The 19,809-nt window shown below is 73.1% G+C and carries 16 protein-coding genes; 10 read left to right on the top strand and 6 right to left on the bottom strand.

What is annotated here, in order from left to right:
- Positions 1–233: 233 nt before the first annotated feature.
- From S1361_RS26155 to S1361_RS26165, 3 genes are all read right to left on the bottom strand, one after another.
- Positions 234–1,358 (bottom strand): HAMP domain-containing sensor histidine kinase, encoded by a 1,125-nt coding sequence (locus tag S1361_RS26155; protein ID WP_208034253.1) that lies wholly within the window; start codon positions 1,356–1,358, stop codon positions 234–236.
- Entirely contained in the window at positions 1,355–2,095 is a 741-nt protein-coding gene (locus S1361_RS26160) for a response regulator transcription factor (protein WP_208034255.1), read from the bottom strand. The genes S1361_RS26155 and S1361_RS26160 overlap by 4 nt, the downstream gene beginning before the upstream one ends.
- A gap of 112 nt (positions 2,096–2,207) precedes the next feature.
- Entirely contained in the window at positions 2,208–2,885 is a 678-nt protein-coding gene (locus tag S1361_RS26165; RefSeq protein WP_208034257.1) for a spermidine synthase family protein, read from the bottom strand.
- 193 nt (positions 2,886–3,078) lie between these two features.
- On the opposite strand from S1361_RS26165, the gene S1361_RS26170 reads away from it, so the two are divergent.
- From S1361_RS26170 to S1361_RS26185, 4 genes are all read left to right on the top strand, one after another.
- Positions 3,079–3,906: a rhomboid-like protein gene (locus S1361_RS26170; protein WP_208034258.1), complete on the top strand. Its 828-nt coding sequence runs from the start codon at positions 3,079–3,081 to the stop codon at positions 3,904–3,906.
- Positions 3,907–3,995: 89 nt separating this feature from the next.
- Entirely contained in the window at positions 3,996–6,425 is a 2,430-nt protein-coding gene (gene lon / locus S1361_RS26175) for an endopeptidase La (RefSeq protein ID WP_208034260.1), read from the top strand.
- Between the two features lie 848 nt (positions 6,426–7,273).
- Entirely contained in the window at positions 7,274–8,299 is a 1,026-nt protein-coding gene (locus S1361_RS26180; RefSeq protein WP_243769303.1) for a serine/threonine-protein kinase, read from the top strand.
- A 149-nt stretch (positions 8,300–8,448) separates the two neighbouring features.
- Positions 8,449–8,727 carry a hypothetical protein gene (locus S1361_RS26185; protein ID WP_208034262.1) on the top strand — a complete coding sequence of 93 codons (279 nt, stop codon included), beginning with the start codon at positions 8,449–8,451 and terminating at the stop codon, positions 8,725–8,727.
- Between the two features lie 75 nt (positions 8,728–8,802).
- On the opposite strand, the gene S1361_RS26190 is transcribed toward S1361_RS26185, so the two are convergent.
- Positions 8,803–11,157, bottom strand: coding sequence for a SpoIIE family protein phosphatase (locus tag S1361_RS26190; protein ID WP_208034269.1), 2,355 nt, complete (start codon positions 11,155–11,157; stop codon positions 8,803–8,805).
- Between the two features lie 117 nt (positions 11,158–11,274).
- Positions 11,275–12,099: a lysozyme gene (locus S1361_RS26195; protein WP_208034271.1), complete on the bottom strand. Its 825-nt coding sequence runs from the start codon at positions 12,097–12,099 to the stop codon at positions 11,275–11,277.
- Positions 12,100–12,339: 240 nt separating this feature from the next.
- Here S1361_RS26195 and S1361_RS26200 point away from each other — a divergent pair, with 240 nt between their 5' ends.
- On the top strand, positions 12,340–12,831 hold the full coding sequence (locus tag S1361_RS26200) for a MarR family winged helix-turn-helix transcriptional regulator (RefSeq protein WP_208034279.1): 492 nt from the start codon (positions 12,340–12,342) through the stop codon (positions 12,829–12,831).
- 23 nt (positions 12,832–12,854) lie between these two features.
- On the opposite strand, the gene S1361_RS26205 is transcribed toward S1361_RS26200, so the two are convergent.
- Positions 12,855–13,643 (bottom strand): protein phosphatase 2C domain-containing protein, encoded by a 789-nt coding sequence (locus tag S1361_RS26205; protein WP_208034281.1) that lies wholly within the window; start codon positions 13,641–13,643, stop codon positions 12,855–12,857.
- A 384-nt stretch (positions 13,644–14,027) separates the two neighbouring features.
- On the opposite strand from S1361_RS26205, the gene S1361_RS26210 reads away from it, so the two are divergent.
- The 5 genes from S1361_RS26210 to S1361_RS26230 are packed head-to-tail and all read left to right on the top strand — an operon-like array spanning position 14,028 to position 19,791.
- Positions 14,028–16,964, top strand: a complete 2,937-nt coding sequence (locus tag S1361_RS26210) for a sensor histidine kinase (RefSeq protein ID WP_208034282.1) — start codon at positions 14,028–14,030, stop codon at positions 16,962–16,964.
- Positions 16,961–17,458, top strand: coding sequence for a roadblock/LC7 domain-containing protein (locus S1361_RS26215; protein ID WP_208034291.1), 498 nt, complete (start codon positions 16,961–16,963; stop codon positions 17,456–17,458). Before S1361_RS26210 ends, S1361_RS26215 begins: the two co-directional genes overlap by 4 nt.
- Positions 17,455–17,862 (top strand): DUF742 domain-containing protein, encoded by a 408-nt coding sequence (locus S1361_RS26220; RefSeq protein WP_208034293.1) that lies wholly within the window; start codon positions 17,455–17,457, stop codon positions 17,860–17,862. Before S1361_RS26215 ends, S1361_RS26220 begins: the two co-directional genes overlap by 4 nt.
- On the top strand, positions 17,843–18,496 hold the full coding sequence (locus tag S1361_RS26225; RefSeq protein ID WP_208034294.1) for a GTP-binding protein: 654 nt from the start codon (positions 17,843–17,845) through the stop codon (positions 18,494–18,496). Before S1361_RS26220 ends, S1361_RS26225 begins: the two co-directional genes overlap by 20 nt.
- A 41-nt stretch (positions 18,497–18,537) precedes the next feature.
- Positions 18,538–19,791, top strand: coding sequence for a styrene monooxygenase/indole monooxygenase family protein (locus tag S1361_RS26230; RefSeq protein ID WP_208034296.1), 1,254 nt, complete (start codon positions 18,538–18,540; stop codon positions 19,789–19,791).
- The last annotated feature ends 18 nt before the right edge of the window (positions 19,792–19,809 follow it).

Genomic DNA, 19,809 nt, shown 5'->3' on the forward strand with positions numbered 1-19,809 from the left:
CGGGAAGGTCAGGTCGGGCATGGTCATCGTCGCGTAAGTCACATCAAGAATCTTGTTTCAGGGCTTGAAATGGCGGGAAACAAGCGTGGTTCCGCATGTGAGAGGGTGCGCGGGCCCGGGCCCGGCGCGTCTTCGTTCAACGGGTGGCGCGGGCCTGCCCCGATCACACGTGTCCAGCTGCACGGAGCGGCAGCGACCGTCGTGGATCTTGTGCTTCCGGTTCGGACTTTACGTCAACTTGGCACGGAAGTCAGTCCCGGAAGAGTGACGATGATCCGGCAGCCCCGCTCGGATTCGGCCACACCGATCCGGCCGCCGTGCAGATCCACCGCCCACCGGGCGATCGCCAGTCCCAGGCCCGTACCGCCGTCGCTGCCCGGGCCGTGCGGCCGGGTGACGGCACCCCGGTTGAACCGCTCGAACACCCGGTGCCACTCGGACCGGGGGATGCCGGGGCCCTCGTCCAGGACCTCCAGCTCCAGCGACTCCGGCTGCGGCCCGCGCCGCGCCCGCACGGTCACCCGGCCGTGCGGCGGGCTGTGCTTGACCGCGTTGTCGATCAGGTTCGCGACGACCTGGTGGATGCGCTCGGGGTCCGCGTGCGCGGTCAGCTCCGGCGGGGAGACGTCGAGGTGCAGATGGACGTCCGTACGCGTGTGGCTGCCGGAGCCGGTGGCCATGCCCGCGCGCGCGGAGGCGACCATGTTGGCCTCCTTCAGCACGCCCGACAGGTACGGCCACACCTCGAACCGGCGCAGCTTCAGCGGGACGACGCCGTTGTCGAGCCGGGACAGGTCCAGCAGGGTCTCCACCAGGCGGCCGAGCCGCTCGGTCTGCTTCAGGGCGGTCCGCATGGTCTCCGGGTCGGCCTCGGTGACCCCGTCGACGATGTTCTCCAGCACCGCGCGCAGCCCGGCGATCGGGGTGCGCAGCTCGTGCGAGACGTTCGCGACCAGCTCCTTGCGCTGGCTGTCCTGGGCCTCCAGCTCGTCGGCCATGACGTTGATCGTCTGGGCCAGGTCGCCGAGTTCGTCCCGGCGGTTCTCGCGCACCCGGCGGGTGTAGTCGCCCTGGGAGATGGAGCGGGCCACCGCGTTCATCTCGTCCAGCGGCATGGTGAGCGAATGGGCCACGAACTGCGTGATGAGCAGTGTGGCGATCATCGAGAAGACCGTGATGAAGCGCAGCTCGGTCTTGGTGTGCACCGCGACGATCGACAGACCGGTGGTGATCAGCACGGCGATGACGACCAGCGCGCCCAGCTTGGTCTTGATCGAGAACGGGCGTACGCCGCCCCAGGGTTCCTCGGCGAGGTTCCCGGGGCTCCTCCGTGCGGCCTGGCGCCCGTCGACGCTCACGGGTTCGGTGTCTCCAGCGCGTAACCCACCCCGTGCACGGTGCGGATCCGCTCGGCGCCGATCTTCCGCCGCAGCGCCTTGATGTGGCTGTCGACCGTGCGGGTGCCGGAGGCGTCCGCCCAGTCCCAGACCTCGGCCAGCAACTGCTCCCGGGAGAGCACCGCGCGGGGGGTGTTCGCCAGGCACACCAGCAGGTCGAACTCGGTGGGCGTGAGGTGGACGTCCTCGGACTTCACCCGCACCCTGCGCTGGGCGTGGTCGATCTCCAGCTCGCCGAGGCGCAGGATGCCGGAGCGGGGGGTGGAGGCGGCCAGCGCGGCCCGCTCCACCCGGCGCAGCAGCACGTGCACGCGTGCCGCCAGCTCCCGCATCGAGAACGGCTTGGTCATGTAGTCGTCGGCACCGACACCCAGCCCGACCAGCATGTCCGTCTCGTCGTCCCGCGCGGTGAGCATCAGCACCGGCACCGGCCGCTGCGCCTGCACCCGCCGGCACACCTCCAGCCCGTCGAAGCCGGGCAGCATGATGTCGAGGATCAGCAGGTCCGGTTGCCAGGCCTCCGCCGTGTCGACCGCGGCCGGACCGTCGGCCGCCGTTTGCACCAGAAATCCCTCGGCGCGAAGCCGGGCCGCGATGGCGTCGACGATCGTGGGGTCGTCCTCGACGACCAGTACCCGGCGCTGTGCGCCCGGGGTGGTCGTCGCCGCGCCGCTCTGGGAGGTGTGTGTCTGCTCCATCGCCCGCCCCTGTTGTTGCTTTCCGGAATCAGTGGGGTGATCCCATGTCTGCGTTTGACGCTTGAATGATCCGCGTCAGGGCAGCACATTACGGGGACTCCCCGGGCTGTCGCTATCCAGGTCGGACGCCGAGATGGACGGCGTCCGGAACGCCCCGGGCAACGGGCACCTCTTCGGTACGCACCTGCTGGAACCCGGCATTCCGCAAACTTCCTTCAAATTCCGGAGAGGGCTCGGCCGACCACACCGCGAGCACTCCGCCGGGCCTCAACACCCTTGCGCACGCGGCCAGTCCGGCCGGTGCGTAGAGGCTGTCGTTGTCCTCGGTGACGGTCCAGCCGGGTCCGTTGTCGATGTCGAGACACAGCGCGTCGAACGTGTCCGATGTCTCATTGACGTACGTCACGAGATCCGCTTCCACGATCGAGGTCCGCGGGTCGGCGAGCGCGCCCGCCGACACCTCGGCCAGCGGCCCGTCCCGGTGCCAGCCGATGACGGCGGGTTCCCGCTCCACCACGGTGATCCGTCCCCAGCGGGGGTCGGCGGCCGCGTGTGCGAGCGAGAACCCCACGCCCAGGCCGCCGAGCAGCAGCTTCGGCTCCGGCCGGCCGTCCAGCGCGGTGCGGGCCGCGTCGACCAGCAGCCGCTCCGAGCGGCCGTCGGAGGTGTCCATCAGGAAACAGCCGTTGGCGATGATCTGCAGCAGCGCACCGTGTCTGCGCAGCACCACCTCGCCGTACGGGCCGTCGCGCCGGTCCAGGACCACGGGAGTGTCGTACACGGCAGTCATGAGCCCATCCTGCTCGAACGGGGCGTGACGTTCACGGGAATTGCGGATGAGGCCCACGGACGGGTGGTGCGGGCCGGGCCCGGACGCGGCCGGGGGGTGAGAGGTTGCCGTGGATCCGCTCCCGCGTGGCGCCGGTCATAGACAGCGGTACGCCGAGGACGAAGGGTGGGGGTGACGGAAGGAGCGCCTCAGCGTGGAACGCAGCACGACGGGTCCTGCGCCGGACGCCTCCGTCCCGGACGGTGCGGCCGCCGTCCCGCCCCTGGTGCCGGCCGGCCTGCTGGACGGTGTGCCCCGCCAGCGCACCGGCACTCCGGTCCCGGCCGCCGCGGCCCCCGTCCGCGTTCCCGCGCCGCCGTCCCTGCCGCTGCCCCGTCTGCCGTCCCCGTCGTGCCTGCCCCGACCGGCGCGCATGCCGAGCCTGTGGAGCCTGCTGCCCACCCCGGCCGGCACCCCGTTCACCTTCGTCTACACAGCCGTCCTGGCCGTCACCTCCCTGGTCGCGGCCCTGGCCGACCCCGCTCTGGTGCACGCCCTCCACCAGGCCTCCAGCACGGACGTGGCCCACCTGCTGCGCACGCCGCTGCTGGTGCTCCCGGCGAGCGCGCTGTGGGTCGCGGGCGGGATCGTCTCGCCGTACGCGGCCCTGTTCGTGCTGGTGCTCACCGCGCTGGAGCGGCGGGCGGGCGGGGTGCGGGCCGCCTGCGTCTTCCTGGCCGGCCACGTCCTGGCCACCCTCGCCACCGAGGTCCCGGTGGGCCTCGCCGTCCTCGCCGGCCGCCTGCCCGGCAGTTCGCTGCACCGCCTCGACTACGGCATCAGCTTCGGCGTGGCCGCCAGTATCGGCGCCCTGGCAGGCCTGCTCCGCCCCTGGCTCCGCTGGCCCGCCCTGACCCTGACGGCCGGCGTCCTGCTGGCCGGCCTGCGGGCCGGCGCGGACCCCGTGGCCGACTGGGGCCATGTGATCGCCCTGGCGACAGGCGTGTCGGCGTGGCCGTTGGTCCGACGCCGGCACGCTTGATCGCTCACAGCGAACACCCCCTTGGGAACATTCGGTCGCGCCAGAACATTGAGTCGGCATAGCTCAAGTTGACTGCCTAAGGGGAGATCATGGCTGCTGAGTCACCGGCGTTCACGCTGACCCTGCCCGTGCTGCCGCTCGACGACGAGGTCGTGCTGCCCGGGATGGTGGTTCCGCTGGACCTGAGCGACGCCGAGGTGCGGGCCGCGGTGGAGGCCGCGCAGGCCGCCGCCCGCTCGGAACCCGGAAAGCCCAAGGTGCTGCTGGTGCCACGCGTCGACGGCACGTACGCCAAGACCGGCGTCCTCGGCACGGTGGAGCAGGTCGGCCGGCTGGCCGACGGTGACCCGGGGGCCCTGATCCGCGGCCGGAGCCGGGTGCGCATCGGCGCCGGCACCACCGGCCCGGGCGCCGCGCTCTGGGTCGAGGGCGCCCGCGTCGAGGAGAACGTTCCCGACCCGCTGCCGGGCCAGGTCGCCGAGCTGGTCAAGGAGTACAAGGCGCTCGCCACCACCTGGCTGAAGAAGCGCGGCGCCTGGCAGGTCGTGGACCGTGTCCAGGCCATCGACGACGTGTCGGCGCTGGCCGACAACTCCGGCTACTCGCCGTTCCTGACCACCGAGCAGAAGGTCGAACTGCTGGAGACGGCCGACCCGGTGGCCCGTCTCAGGCTCGCCACGCAGCAGCTGCGCGACCACCTCGCGGAGCAGGAGGTGGCCGAGACCATCGCCAAGGACGTCCAGGAGGGCGTCGACAAGCAGCAGCGCGAGTTCCTGCTGCGCCGTCAGCTGGAGGCCGTCCGCAAGGAGTTGCGCGAGCTGAACGGCGAGAACTCCAAGGATTCGGCCGAGGAGTCCGACGACTACCGCGCCCGCGTCGAGGCCGCCGACCTGCCGGAGAAGGTCCGCGAGGCCGCGCTCAAGGAGGTCGACAAGCTGGAGCGCGCCTCCGACCAGTCGCCCGAGGGCTCCTGGATCCGCACCTGGCTGGACACGGTCCTGGAGATGCCGTGGAACGAGCGGACCGAGGACGCCTACGACATCCAGGGCGCCAAGGCCGTGCTCGACGCCGAGCACGCCGGCCTGGAGGACGTGAAGGAGCGCATCACCGAGTACCTGGCCGTGCGCAAGCGGCGCAGCGACCGGGGCCTGGGCGTCATCGGCGGGCGGCGCGGCGGTGCCGTGCTCGCCCTGGTCGGCCCGCCCGGTGTCGGAAAGACCAGCCTGGGGGAGAGCGTCGCCCACGCCATGGGCCGCAAGTTCGTGCGCGTCGCCCTCGGCGGCGTCCGGGACGAGGCCGAGATCCGCGGCCACCGCCGTACGTACGTCGGTGCGCTGCCCGGCCGGATCGTGCGCGCCGTCAAGGAGGCCGGGTCGATGAACCCGGTGGTCCTGCTGGACGAGATCGACAAGGTGGGCTCGGACTTCCGGGGCGACCCGGCCGCCGCCCTCCTGGAGGTGCTGGACCCGGCGCAGAACCACACCTTCCGGGACCACTACCTGGAAGTCGAGCTGGACCTGTCCGACGTGGTCTTCCTCGCCACCGCCAACGTCCTGGAGGCGATCCCGGAGGCGCTCGCCGACCGTATGGAGATCGTCCGCCTGGACGGCTACACCGAGGACGAGAAGGTCGTCATCGCCCGCGACCACCTGCTCCCGCGCCAGCTGGAGCGGGCCGGCCTGGACAAGGACGAGGTCACGCTGGAGGAGAGCGCCCTGCGCAAGCTCGCCGGCGAGTACACCCGCGAGGCGGGCGTGCGGACCCTGGAGCGGTCCATCGCACGGCTGCTGCGGAAGATCGCCGCCCAGCACGAACTGGGTGAGCGGGAGCTGCCGTTCACCGTCACCGACGGCGATCTGCGCGGGCTGATCGGCCGGCCGCACCACGTGCCCGAGTCCGCCCAGGACCCGGCCGAGCGGCGTACGGCCGTCCCCGGTGTGGCGACCGGCCTCGCGGTCACCGGTGCCGGCGGTGACGTGCTCTTCGTGGAGGCGTCCCTGGCCGACCCGGAGACGGGCGCGGCGGGGCTGACCCTCACCGGGCAGCTGGGTGACGTGATGAAGGAGTCGGCACAGATCGCGCTGAGCTTCCTGCGCAGCCACGGCGCCGAACTGGAGCTGCCGGTGGCCGACCTGAAGGACCGGGGCGTGCACATCCACTTCCCGGCGGGCGCGGTGCCGAAGGACGGCCCGAGCGCGGGCATCACGATGACCACGGCGCTCGCCTCGCTGCTCTCCGGCCGTCTGGTCCGCACGGACGTCGCCATGACCGGCGAGGTCTCGCTGACCGGCCGGGTGCTGCCGATCGGCGGGGTGAAGCAGAAGCTGCTCGCCGCCCACCGCGCCGGGGTGACCACCGTGATCATCCCCAAGCGCAACGAGCCCGACCTGGACGACGTCCCGGCCGAGGTGCTGGACAAGCTCGACGTGCACGCCGTGACCGACGTCCGTCAGGTCCTGGAACTGGCGCTCGCGCCCGCCACGAGCGACGCGGCGCCGGAGGTTCCGGTCGCGGCGTGACGACGGTGCCCCGGCGGCGGGCCGCGCCCGCGGGGACGACAAAGGCGAGGCCCGGGCTCCGCACAGCGGACCCGGGCCTCGGCCGCACGCACCCGCGCTCTCCCGGGTCTCGGCCGACTGCGCCTGACCTCTCCGGGTCTCGGCTGACCGCGCCTGGTCTCTCCCGGGCCTTGGCCGGCTGCGCTTGGTCTCTCCGGTCGTCCGCCGACTGCGCCTGGTCTATCCGGGTCTCGGCTGACTGCGCTTGGTCTCTCCCGGGCCTTGGCCGACTGTGCCTGGCTTCTCCGGTCGTCCGCCGACTGCGCCTGGTCTATCCGGGTCTCGGCTGACTGCGCTTGGTCTCTCCCGGGCCTTGGCCGGCTGCGCTTGGTCTCTCCGGTCGTCCGCCGACTGCGCTTGGTCTCTCCGGGGCCTTGGCTGACTGCGCTTGGTCTCTCCCGGGCCTTGGCCGACTGTGCTGGCTTCTCCGGTCGTCCGCCGACTGCGCCTGGCCTCTCCGGGGCTCGGCTGACCGAGCCTGGGCTCTCCGGGCCTCGGCCGACTGCGCCTGGGCTCTCCGGTCGTCCGCCGACTGCGCTTGGTCTCTCCGGGTCTCGGCCGACTGCGCCTGGGCTCTCCCGGGCGTCGGCCGACCGCGCCTGGTCTCTCCCGGGCGTCCGCCGCACGCACCCGGCCTCTCCGGGCGTCCGCCCTGCCCGGCTGGGATCCGGGGCTCCGCCCTGCCCCGGTCGGCCCGTCCCCGGTGTCCGCCGTGCCCGGCCCGGATCCCGGGTCTCGGTCCTGCCCGGCCGGGCTCTCCCGGGCCTGCGTCGTACGCCCGGAACGGGATCACTCGGTAGAATTCAGGCGTGAGTCGGCCTTCCGAGGGCGCCTCGGGCCTGATCGGGGCCGAGATCGCGGGCTACCGGGTGGAGCGCGAACTCGGCCGTGGCGGCATGGCCGTCGTCTACTGCGCCAAGGACCTGCGCCTGGGCCGCACGGTCGCCCTGAAGCTGCTCGCCCCCGAGTACACCCGCAACGAGGCCTTCCGCAGCCGCTTCGCGCAGGAGTCCCGGGTGGCCGCCGCCATCGACCACCCCAACATCGTGCCCGTCTTCGAGGCCGGCGAGGCCGACGGGGTCCTGTACATCGCCATGTGCTTCGTCTCCGGCCTCGACCTGCGCGCCCTGCTCGACCGCGAGGGCCCGCTCCCGGTGCCGGCCGCGCTGCGCATCGCCGTCCAGCTCGCCTCGGCGCTCGACGCGGCCCACGCCCGCGACCTGGTGCACCGGGACGTCAAACCGGGCAACGTGCTGGTCGCCAAGGGCATCGACAGCGACCACCCCGAGCACGTCTACCTCACCGACTTCGGCCTGGCGAAGAAGTCGCTGTCGCTCACCGGGTTCACCACGGCGGGCGAGTTCGTCGGCACGCTGGACTACGTGGCGCCCGAGCGGATCGCCGGGCGCCCGGTGGACGGCCGGTCCGACCAGTACAGCCTCGCCTGTGTGGTCCACGAGACCCTGGTGGGCGCCCCGCCCTTCCGCCGGGCGGACCAGCTGGAGCTGCTCTGGGCCCACCAGTACGACCCGCCGCCCGCGGTGAGCGGGGAGCGGCCGGACATCCCGGCCGACGCGGACGAGGTGCTGCACCGGGCCCTGGCGAAGATTCCCGACGACCGCTACGGCAGCTGCCTGGAGTTCGTGATGGCCCTGCGCGGCGCCGTCGGCGGGGCCGGCCTGCGCGGCCCCGCGCCGGCGCTCGCGGACCTGCGGCCGGCCGCCGGGCCCTGCGCGGACCCGGGCCTGGACCGGGCCGAGGAGCCCGAGCCGCCGCACGAACCGCCGCCCGAGCCGCCCGGCTGGGCCGGTCCCGTGCTCCGGGCGCCCCGCTAGCGGGCGGCATTTTCCCCGGCCGCCCTCCTCCGTCAAGTCCCGAGTCCTCGGAACATGACCCCTCCGTGCCGCTCCGGCCTACTGGAAGCACGGGCCGCACCGGAACCACCGGACACCGACAGGCCCGCGACACCAGGAGGAGACAAGCCGTGAAGCGCACGAACGAGAACCTTGGGGAACGCCGCTCGAAGCGGGGCGTGCGACTGGCCGCGCTCGCCGTCTCGGCCGGTGCGATCGCCGCCGGTGTGATGCTGCCGGCCGTCACCGCGAGCGCGGCCCCGCTGCAGCAGACGCCGACGGTCGCCCAGGCCCCGGCGCACGACCATCACCACGACCACCACCACAACCATCACCACAAGCACTACTACTGCTGGTGGCATCACCAGTACCACGAGTACGTCTGCAAGTGGGTCGACTGGGACGACTAGGCGGTCCGGCCCCGTTCACACCCACCCCGCCCCGCCGCTGCCCACGGCGGGGCGGGGGCGTGTCCGCGTCCGGGGTCACAGCGCGGTCAGCGACTGCTCCGCCCACACCGTCTTGCCGACCCGGTCGTGCCGGGTGCCCCAGCGCTGGGCGAGCTGGGCGACCAGCAGCAGGCCCCGGCCGCCCTCGTCGAAGATCCGGGCCCGGCGCATGTGCGGGGTGGTGCCGCTGGAGTCGTACACCTCGCTGATCAGCTTGGTGCCCTGGTGGATCAGCCGGAGCCGGATGGGCGGGCGGCCGTAGCGGATGGCGTTGGTGACCAGCTCGCTGACCATCAGCTCGGTGGTGAACGCGGCCTCGTCCAGGCCCCAGGCGGACAGCTGCTCGGTGGCGTACCGGCGGGCCAGCGCGACCACGCTGGGCCGGTCGTCCAGCTGCCAGGAGGCGACCAGGTCCTCGTGCAGCGCCCGGGTACGGGCCACCAGCAGGGCGATGTCGTCGTCGGGGCGGTGGCTGAGCAGGTCGGCGAGGACCCGGTCGCACACCGCTTCCAGGGACTTCGCGGGACGGCCGAGCGCGGCGAACATCTTGTCCAGCGCCTCGTCGATGTCGTGGTCGCGGGCCTCCAGCAGCCCGTCGGTGTACAGCGCCAGCAGGCTGCCCTCGGGCAGTTCCGCCTCGATCGCCTCGAAGGGCAGCCCGCCGAGCCCGAGCGGCGGCCCAGCGGGCACGTCGAGGAAGCGGACGGTGCCGTCCGGGCTCACCACGGCGGGCGGCGGATGCCCGGCCCGGGCCGCGGAGCACCGGCGCGAGACCGGGTCGTAGACGGCGTACAGGCAGGTGGTCCCGATGCCGCCGGCGGTGTCGGCGCCCGGGTCGGCGCTGCCCTCGTCGGCGGCCAGCCGCAGCACCAGGTCGTCCAGGTGGGTGAGCAGCTCGTCGGCCGGCAGGTCGACGTCGGCCAGGGTGCGCACCGCCGTGCGCAGCCGGCCCATGGTGGCGGAGGCCCGGATGCCGTGGCCCACCACATCGCCCACCACGAGCGCGACCCGCGCCCCGGACAGCGGGATCACGTCGAACCAGTCACCGCCCACGCCGGCCCGGGTCGCGGCCGGCAGATAGCGGGTGGCGATCTCCAGCGCCTCCTGCTCGGGCAGCGTGTGCGGCAGCAGGCTGCGCTGCAGGGCCATGGTGGTGGTGCGGGACCGGGCGTAGCCGTGGGCCTGCTCCATGCCGGTGGCCGCCTTCGCGGTGAACTCCTCGGCGAGCCGCAGCTCCTCCGGGCCGAACGGCCCCCGCTCCGGGTGCCGGCCGAACAGGGCCACGCCGAGCGTGCCGCCCGGCACCAGCAGCGGCACCGCCAGCAGGGAGTGCGCGCCGGACGTGCGCAGCCACGCCGCGCCCGGGTCCAGCGCCGCCCACTCGGCGATGTCCGGGTCCGCCGTGTCGTACAGCTGCGGGCGGGCCGTCGCAAGGCAGCGGGCGGGCGGTGAGCCGGCCGGGCAGACGACGGTCTGGCCGACACCGGCGCCGTGCCCCGGCCGGTCGCCGTCCGGGACCGGGCGCAGGGCGGCCCGGCGCAGCACGACCTGCTCCGGGGCGGCGGATGCGGCGCTGCTCCGCGGGGAGTCGAGCAGGTCGACCGCCATGACGTCGGCCAGCCGGGGGACCGTGACCTCGCCGAGTTCCTGGGCGGCGCGGGCCTGTTCCGCCAGTGTCCCGGCGGGCACGCCGGCGGCGTCGGGGGGCCGCGGCCGGGCGGTGGTCTCCTGGGACGGTTCCTGCACGGACAGGCAGACGGCCCGGACCCGGCCGTCGGCGTCCTTCAGCGGGGTGAGGACGGTGGTCGGGCCGAGATCCGCACCGAGGCGGATCGGCGCCTCCTGCGGCCGGCCCGACTCCAGCGCCACCCGCATCGCCCGGTCGGCCTCCTCGCTCGCGTCCCCCGGCACGATGTGGGCGAGGGCCAGCCCGCGCATCGCCGCCTCGGGCAGGGCGAGGGCGTGCTCCAGCCGGCGGTTGGCGCGCACCAGGCGCAGGTCCGCGTCGAAGATCGCCAGGGGGAAGGGGGACTGGAGGAACGTCCACTCCTCCAGCGGTTCGCCGCGGGGCGGCTGGACGCGGGCCGTCACGGCGCTCACCACGAGCCAGTCGGCGGTCCCGGTCCGGGAGGTCCGGCGGTGGGCGAGCACGCCCAGTTCCACGAGCCGGCCGTCCCGGTGGCGCAGCGGGACGGTGCCGTTCCAGCGGGTGCGCCCGGCCAGCGCCCGCCGGACCACGGTGTGGTCGGCGGCGAGCAGCGCGGTGGCGGGCCGGCCGACCACCGCCGGGGAGTCGTAGCCGAGCAGCCGCCGCGCGCCCTCGCTCCAGCCGGTCAGGATGCCCTGCTCATCGATGGTGGCCGTGGCCGTGTACGTCGACTGTCGCTCCATCGCCGCTCATCTCGCCCTTGCTCGGCAGGCTCTCCTGACCAGCATGATCCCGGGCGGCGCGGAGCACCAACGCAGCACGGCGGACCCGGTGGCCCCGGCCGGGCCACCGGGGGCGCCTCAGCCGAGGGCCAGTGCCTGCACCCGGTCGAGCGCGCCGTTGAACTTGTCGTGGTCGCCGACGGTCGGGCCGGACGAGGTGTACTGCCACATCGTGTAGTACGGCCACCCGGCCGGCAGCGTCCCCGGGTCGGAGGCGTAGCGGGCGATCCACAGCGGGTTGTTCGCCGCGAAGCCGCCGTAGTCGCCGGTGCACTGGGTCCACCAGCTGGTGGCCGTGTAGATCACCGGGTACCGGCTGGTGCGCGCCTTGTAGGTGCTGATGAAGTCGGCGATCCAGCCGACCATCTGGCCGGCGGTCTTGCCGTAGCAGGCGGCGCCGTACGGGTTCCACTCGATGTCGAGGGCGCCGGGCAGGGTTTTGCCGTCCCGCGACCAGCCGCCGCCGTGGTCCACGAAGTAGTTGGCCTGTGTGGCGCCGCTGGTGGTGTCCGGGGTGGCGAAGTGGTAGGACCCGCGGATCATGCCGACGTTGTAGGAGCCGTTGTACTGCTGGGCGAAGTACGGGTTCGTGTAGTACGTGCCTTCCGTGGCCTTCGTGTACGCCCAGCGCACCCCGCTGCTCCACAGGGTCGACCAGGCGACGTTGCCCTGGTACGCGGAGACGTCGACGCCCTCGGTCCGGGTGGCGTCTCCGGTGCTGGGCGTGCCGTCCCGGCCGTCGTGGGCGAGGACGCCCATGCCCATGTGGGCGGAACCGCGGCCGGGCGTGCTCACGGCCCGGGCGGAGGTGAGCGGGAGGGCGAGGGAGAGCGCCGCGAGCAGAGCCGTGAGCAGGACGGAGAGGGGGCGCGGGCGGAAGGGACCGGGTCTGAGCACGGGCATGACGTGCCTCCGGGGGAGTGAAGTGGGGGAGAGAGCTGTGTGGGGGGCTCGCCGAACGCCGTCCACTGGCGTGGGCATGCCATTAACGACGTGGTAAAGAAGCTACGCACGTAGATAAGGCGTGGGAAGGGGATCCGGAGGACGCCGTTGGTCTACGCCTGCGAAATACTTACGGAGCTGCGGCAATGACGACTTTTGGCAGAAACTTTCACCACCACGAAACCGAGCAGGGGTGCTGACGTGCACGAGGACGGAAACGGCGGCGCCCACGGCGTCGCCGGCCAGGTGACGCCCAGTGGCGCGGACCAGGAGTTCCTGGCGCTGGAGCGCGAGTTGACCGTGCTGCTCAGGCGCGCCCGCGCCAACCAGGGCGAGATGGCACGCGAGGTCCACCCCGACCTGGAGTCCTCCGCCTACGGCCTGCTCATCCGGCTGGACGAACTGGGCGGCCAGCGGGCCACGGCGCTCGCCGCCTACATCGGCGTCGGCAAGGCCACCATGTCCCGGCAGCTGCGGGCCCTGGAGGACCTGGGTCTGATCGCCCGCGAACCCGACCCCGCCGACGGCCGCGCCTGGCTCGTCACCCTCACCGACGAGGGCCGCCGCCGCGTCGGCACGGTCCGCGAGGCCCGCCGCGCCCGCTACGTCCGCCAGCTCGCCCACTGGGACCGCCGCGAGGTCGCCGAGCTGGCCCGGCTGCTCCACGAGCTGAACGGCGTCATGGCCAAGTGAGCGCCGTCACGGCGGCCCGGCGGTCACAGCTCCACGTACACCACCGTCGCATCGTCGTGCGTCTTGCTCCGGCCCAGGAACGCCCGCTCCTCGCGGTCAGCCGCCTCCAGCTCCCGCACCCGCTCCACCAGCGACCGGGCGCCCTCCTTCGCCACCACGTCGAACAGCGCCGTCCAGTCGCCTTCCCGGAACTTCTCCGTCCAGCGGGTCGCGCCGTCCGTCAGCGCGGCCAGCGCCCGGACCTCGTGCCGGGGCAGGACGCCGGTGACGGCCCGGGCAGCCACGGCCGGGTCGGCGGCGGCCGTGAAGAAGCCGCCCTCCTTGTTGCGCAGGTGCGCGTCGACCAGGGCGTCGGTGGCGAGCGCGGCGCGGGGCAGCCGGGCCAGCCGGTCGTCCAGCACCGGGGTGACCGTGCCGCCGGGCCCCCGCACCAGCAGCGCCGAGTCGGACAGCACCAGGTACTCGACCTCGGCGGCGGACCAGCGGGCCACGACGACGGTTGCCTGAGGCGTTCGCGGGTGAGAAAGGTCACAGGTGTCCGCGTGGGTCTCGGCGGTGCGCCGGATCGCCCGCGCGAGAACCTCCGGGAGCGTCAGATCTCGGTCGGAAAGGGTCAGTTCGGTCAGCGCACCGCCCAGTCGCGCGGTGAACCAGGGAACGGAATGCAGACAGCCCGTCCCGCCGCCGGGCGGAGTGACTCCGTCCAGGACGATGACGCAACCTCCCTGTCCGGAGGCGGGTAGTCCGACACCGGCGAAGTCCTCGTTGGGGCGGGTCGTGTCGCCGGGGTCCGAAACGAGATCAGTGCGCATCCGGCCAGTCTGCACGAGGCCTTCACACCATGCGCCAAAGGCTGGCAAGGACCGGCGAAATATCACGGCCCCGCAGGTCAGGCGCCTGGTTTGGGCAGGAATGATCCACTCCGGGAAGGCGTGGTGGCGAATACTGCCAAAGCCTGCCGCGCGCGTCCAACCGGCCCACCGCGCAAGAGCCCCGCACGCGCCAGAGGAACTTGCCCGCCAACTCCCCTCCGATGTTCACTCCTTCGGGTGGCGGGTCAGGTGATGCGCGACCACTGCCCACCGGCGCTGGGAGGGTCGGGAACCGTACGAACCGGGTGTGCGCACCACTTGGCACCGAGCTGACGGGGCGCCACCCGGGCCCCTGGGTAGACGAGTTCAGGATTGCGAGCACCGGTGCAGAAGAAGCGGCCTCGGCGCACAGGCAGGCAGACGGCCCCCGAGGGGACCGTTCCCCAGACCCCCGTGGGCTCCGGCCGCCCCACCCATGTGCGCACCCGGCTGATCGTCGCCGTCGCCGTGGTGGCGGCGGCCGTCGCAGGGGCCGGCGCGCCCGCGCTGTTGAGCGCCTCCCAGGACGTCGGCGACTCACAGGACCTGGTGACGCTCGCCGCGCGCACCCAGGACGCGCTCACCCTCGCCCACTCCCTCGCCGACGAACGCGACGAGGTCACCTCCTACGTCGCCGCCGGCCGCCCCAAGTCCAAGGCGCCCTCCGAGGACCGCAGCGCCCGCGTGGACCGGCAGGTGGAGGAGCTGCGCGCCGACACCGACACCCCGGCGCGCCTGCGCACCGCCCTCGACGGCATCGACACGCTGCGCCGGGCCGCCCTCACCGGCAAGACCGACGCCCTGCAGACCCACCAGGCGTACTCGGCGACGATCACCGAACTGCACCGGCTCGCCGGGCAGCTGGCCGAGCAGCTGCCCCCGCGGGCCGGCTCCGGCGGGCACGCGCTGGCCGAGCTGGACTCCGCCGTCCAGCAGTCCGCCGCCGCCCGCGGCCTGCTGCTGGCCGCGCTGAACGTCCCCTCCCGCACGCAGACGGTGATCGACCCCACCACCGGCCTGCCCACCACGTCCACCACGGGCACCGGCGCGGACCGCAAACAGCGCGACGCGCTCACCGCCGCCGCCCAGCAGGCCCGGCTGCGCGCCGACGCGGCCCTCGCCGGCTTCCGCGAGACCGCGCCCAAGGCCGCCGTCGACTCCTACGACTCCACGGTCACCGGCCCCGAGGTCAACTCGGCGGACAAGTACCTGTCCGCGCTCACCGACCAGCCCACCCTGGCCGACAGCGAGCTGACCACCAGCACCAAGAAGCTGGACGCCGCCCTGTCCGCCCGCGTCGACCTGATGCGCGGCGCCGAGTCCGCGCTCTACGACCACCGCACCAAGGACCTCGCCCGGCTCCGGGACGACGACGTCACCGCCCTGGAGATCCGGATCGCCGTCCTCGGCGTGCTGATGCTGGTCGCGGTGGGTGTCGCCACCGCCATGGCCCGCAGCCTGACCCGCCCCCTGTCGGTGCTGCGCCGCGGCTCGGCCCGCCTCGCCCAGGCCGAGGACCCGGCCGGCCAGGAGCCGATCGCCTTCACGGGCCGCAACGACGAGTTCGCCCAGGTGGTCCGCTCGGTCAACGCCCTCCACGCCCACGCCGTCGCGCTGCACGAGCGCGTGGCCACCCTGGAGACCGACCGCAAGCACCTGGTCGGCCAGCGCCAGAAGATGGCCGACGCCCGCGAGGAGCTGCGCGCCGAACTCGCCGAGTCCGCCGCCCAGCTGGAGCGGCTGCGCACCAGCATCGGCACCACCTTCGTCAACCTGGCCCTGCGCACCCTGGGCCTGGTCGAGCGCCAGCTGGCGGTCATCGAGGGCCTGGAGGAGCGGGAGCAGGACCCCGACCGCCTCTCCACCCTGTTCAAGCTGGACCACTTCGCCACGGTCATGCGCCGGCACAGCGAGAACCTCCTGGTCCTCGCCGGCACCGAGCACGTCCAGCAGCACCCCGGCCCGGTGCCGCTGGTCGACGTGGTCCGGGCGGCGGTCAGCGAGATCGAACGGTACGAGCGCGTCCGCATCGCCGCGCTGCCGCCGCACGCGCACGTGGCCGGCTTCGCCGCCGACGACCTCTCCCACCTGCTGGCCGAACTCATGGAGAACGCCACCGCGTTCTCCCCGCCGGACCTGCCGGTCGAGGTCTCCGGCTGGCTGCTGGAGTCGGGTGAGGTCATGCTCTCCGTCCAGGACGAGGGCATCGGCGTGACGGAGGACCGCCTGGCCCGCCTCAACGCCCGCCTCGCCGACTTCGACCCCGAGGCCCTCTACGACCAGGAGGGGGACGACGGCCTCGGCCTCGGCCTGTACGTCGTCGCGCGCCTCGCCCACCGGCACGGCGTCCGCGTCCAGCTGCGCGAGCAGAAGCAGGGCGGTATCGCGGCCGTGGTGGTGCTCCCGGCCGGCCTCCTCGTCGAGGCCCCGCCCGCCGCCCTCCCGCCGCAGACCGCCCCCGGCGCCACCGGCGCCTTCACCCTCCCCGGCGCCGACGCGGAGGCCAACTCCAACGTCCTGCCCGCCCGCAAGCACCAGGACCCCCTGGTCACCCTGGCGGAGCAGGCGGTACGGGAGGCCGCCGAGGAGTCCCCGGAGCCGGTGGTGCGGGAGGCCGCCGAGGAGTCCCCGGAGCAGGCAGCGGAACAGGCACCGGAGGACGCACCGGACCAGGCGCCGGAGGTGGCGTCGGAGCAGGCACCGGTCCAGGCGCCGGAGCCGTCCCCGGAGGAGGCCCACGAGCAGGCCGCCCAGCCCACCCAGGACACGGAGACCCGCCCGAAGGCCCCGGCGGAGACCTACGCCGAGACGACGATGGAACTGCTCCTCCCGGACGCGTCGGCGGAACCGGCGCCCGCGGGGACGGACCGTGCGCACGGCCCGGCGGCCGACCGCGAGGACACCCCGCAGGGACCGTCCGCACCCGACGACGAAGGCCGCACGAACGGTGCCGGGGGGCACCCGGAGGCCGCAGCCGAAGCCGAGGCGGACGCGCCCGCCGAGGCGCCGCAGGCCGACGCGGAGGAGCAGCTCACCAGCAAGGGCCTCCCCAAGCGCACACCCAGGATCACCGCACCCACCGCCCCGCCCCGCCAGCGCAGCGCGTCCGTGGACGCGGAAGCCCTGCGCCGCAGGCTCGGCGGCTTCCGCCGCGGTGCCGAGGCCGGCTACCGCGACGTAGCGGCGGAGATCACCGAACAGACGGCCGGTACCAAGCGGCCGACCAGCCACGCACACGCCGAAGAAGCCACGGGGGGCACAGCCGAGGAGGCAAGCAGTTGACCGCGCCCAGTACCTACGGACTGAGCAGTGAAGCCCGCAACCTGCACTGGCTGCTGACCAACCTGGTCGAGGAAGTACCCGGCATCCAGTCCGTCGCCGTGGTCTCGTCCGACGGGCTGCTGCTGCTCTCGTCCGACCCGGGCCACACCGAGCAGTCCCGCACGGCCCGCCCGGCGAAGGGCCCCCGGGGCTCCTCCGCCGACCTCGCCACCATCGTCTCCGGCATCGGCAGCCTCACCGTCGGCGCCGCCAAGCTGATGGACTTCGGCGCGGTCCGGCACACGATGGTCGCGATGGAGGAGGGCAGCCTGTTCGTGATGTCGATCAGTGACGGCTCGCTGCTCGGCGTCCACGGTTCCGCCGAGTGCGACATGAGCGTCGTGGCGTACCACATGGCGCTCTTCGTCGGCCGCGCCGGCCACGTGCTGACGCCCGAACTCCGCAGCGAGCTGCGCAAATCCCTGGAGGCCGAGTCGACGGGGAGCACCCGATGAGCGGCACACCGAACCTGCCCGTCCGCGGCGGCGGACGCAAACCCGCCCGCGTCCGCCCCTACTCGCTCACCGGCGGCCGTACCCGCTTCGGCCACGTCCTCCTCGTGGAGACGTTCGTGGCGGCGCTGGACGCACCCGAGGAGCGCAAGGAACTGACGAACAGCTCGCTCACCACCCGGGTCATGCCGGAGATGCGGGCCATCGTCGAGCTGTGCCGCCGTATGCGCACGGTGGCCGAGATCGCCGCGCTGCTGAAGATGCCGCTCGGCGTGGTCCGCGTGCTCCTGAGCGACCTCGCGGACCAGGGAAAGATCCGTGTGTACGGCACCGGAACCGGTCACGGCACCGGCCGCCCGGACCGCGCTCTGCTGGAAAGGGTGCTGAGTGGACTCCGCCGTCTCTGACGCCACCGCCTCCTTCGGGGGCACTCCCCTCGCCGCCTCCACCGAGCCGGACGAGAACCTGAAGTCCTGGCAGACCGACCGGACACGCGCCCCGATCGCCACGAAGATCGTGGTGGCGGGCGGCTTCGGCGTCGGCAAGACCACCCTGGTCACCTCCGTCTCGGAGATCACGCCCCTGCAGACCGAGGCGCTGATGACCGAGGCCAGCGAGGACACCGACGACCTGTCGGCCACGCCGGGCAAACTCACCACCACCGTGGCCATGGACTTCGGCCGCATCACGCTCGACGACGACCTGGTGCTCTACCTGTTCGGCACGCCGGGCCAGCAGCGGTTCTGGTTCATGTGGGACGACCTGGTGCGCGGCGCGATAGGCGCCGTCGTCATGGCCGACACCCGCCGTCTGAAGGACTGCTTCCCCGCGCTGGACTACTTCGAGAGCTGTGGCCTGCCGTACGTCGTCGCGGTCAACCACTTCGACGGCAGCGAGCGGTTCGAGCCGGAGGACGTCCGGGAAGCGCTGACGATCCCCGCGCACGTCCCTGTCATGATCATGGACGCGCGACGGCGGATCTCGGTGATCGAGACCCTCCTGGCCCTGGTGGCCCACGCGCTGGACGAAACCCCCGAGTAGTCCAGGAACCGTCCCCAGTCCCCGTAGGAGACACCACCCGCATGCGGAAGATACTCGTCGTCGGAGCCGGCCAGTCCGGCCTCCAGCTCGCCCTCGGCCTGCAGTCGCACGGCTACGAGGTCACCTTGATGTCGAACCGGACCGCGGACGAGATCCGCGCGGGCCGGGTCATGTCCACGCAGTGCATGTTCGACACGGCACTCCAGCACGAGCGCGACCTCCAGCTGAACTTCTGGGAGTCCCAGGCCCCGAAGATCGAGGGGCTCGGCGTCTCGGTCGCCGCGCCCGGCTCGCACGACCCGGGCCCCACCCAGCGGGCGATCGACTGGGTCGGCAGGCTCGACGGGTACGCCCAGTCGGTGGACCAGCGGGTGAAGATGGCCGGCTGGATGGAGACCTTCGCGCAGCGCGGCGGCCAGCTGGTCATCCACGGCGCGGCGGTCGGCGACCTGGACTACTTCTCGCGCGCCTACGACCTCGTCCTGGTCGCGGCCGGCAAGGGCGAGCTGGTGTCGATGTTCGCCCGCGACCCGGAGCGCTCCCCGTACAGCGAGCCGCAGCGGGCGCTGGCGGTGGCGTACGTCCACGGGCTCGGCCCGCGCCCGGAGCACCCGGAGTTCGAGGCCGTCCGCTGCAACCTGGTCCCCGGCGTCGGCGAGCTGTTCGTGATGCCGACCCTGACCACGTCCGGCCGCGCCGACATCCTGTTCTGGGAGGGCATACCCGGCGGCCCGCTCGACGTCTTCAACGGCGTCAAGGACCCGGCGGAGCACCTCTCCCTGACCCTGGAACTCATGGAGAAGTTCACGCCCTGGGAGTACGCGCGGGCCACGAAGGTCGAACTGACCGACGCCGGCGGCACGCTGGCCGGCCGGTACGCCCCGACCGTGCGCAACCCCGTCGGCCGGCTGCCCGGCGGCGGACTGGTCCTCGGCGTGGCCGACGTGGTCGTCGCCAACGACCCGATCACCGGGCAGGGCTCCAACTCGGCGGCCAAGTGCGCGGCCGCGTACCTCGCGTCGATCCTGGAGCGCGGGGACCAGCCGTTCGACGAGGAGTGGATGCGGCAGACCTTCGACCGCTACTGGGCCACCGCGCAGCACGTCACCAAGTGGACCAACGCCATGCTGGCGCCGCCGCCGGAGCACGTGCTGAACCTCATCGGCGCGGCGGGCCAGCTGCAGCCGGTGGCGGATCGATTCGCCAACGCGTTCAACGACCCGTCCGACTTCGAGGACTTCTTCTACGAGCCCGACAAGACGGCGGCATATCTGGCCTCGGTCACCGGCGCCTGACGGGACCGTCCCCCTCCT

The sequence above is a fragment of the Streptomyces cyanogenus genome (assembly GCF_017526105.1).
Lineage (GTDB): Bacteria > Actinomycetota > Actinomycetes > Streptomycetales > Streptomycetaceae > Streptomyces > Streptomyces cyanogenus.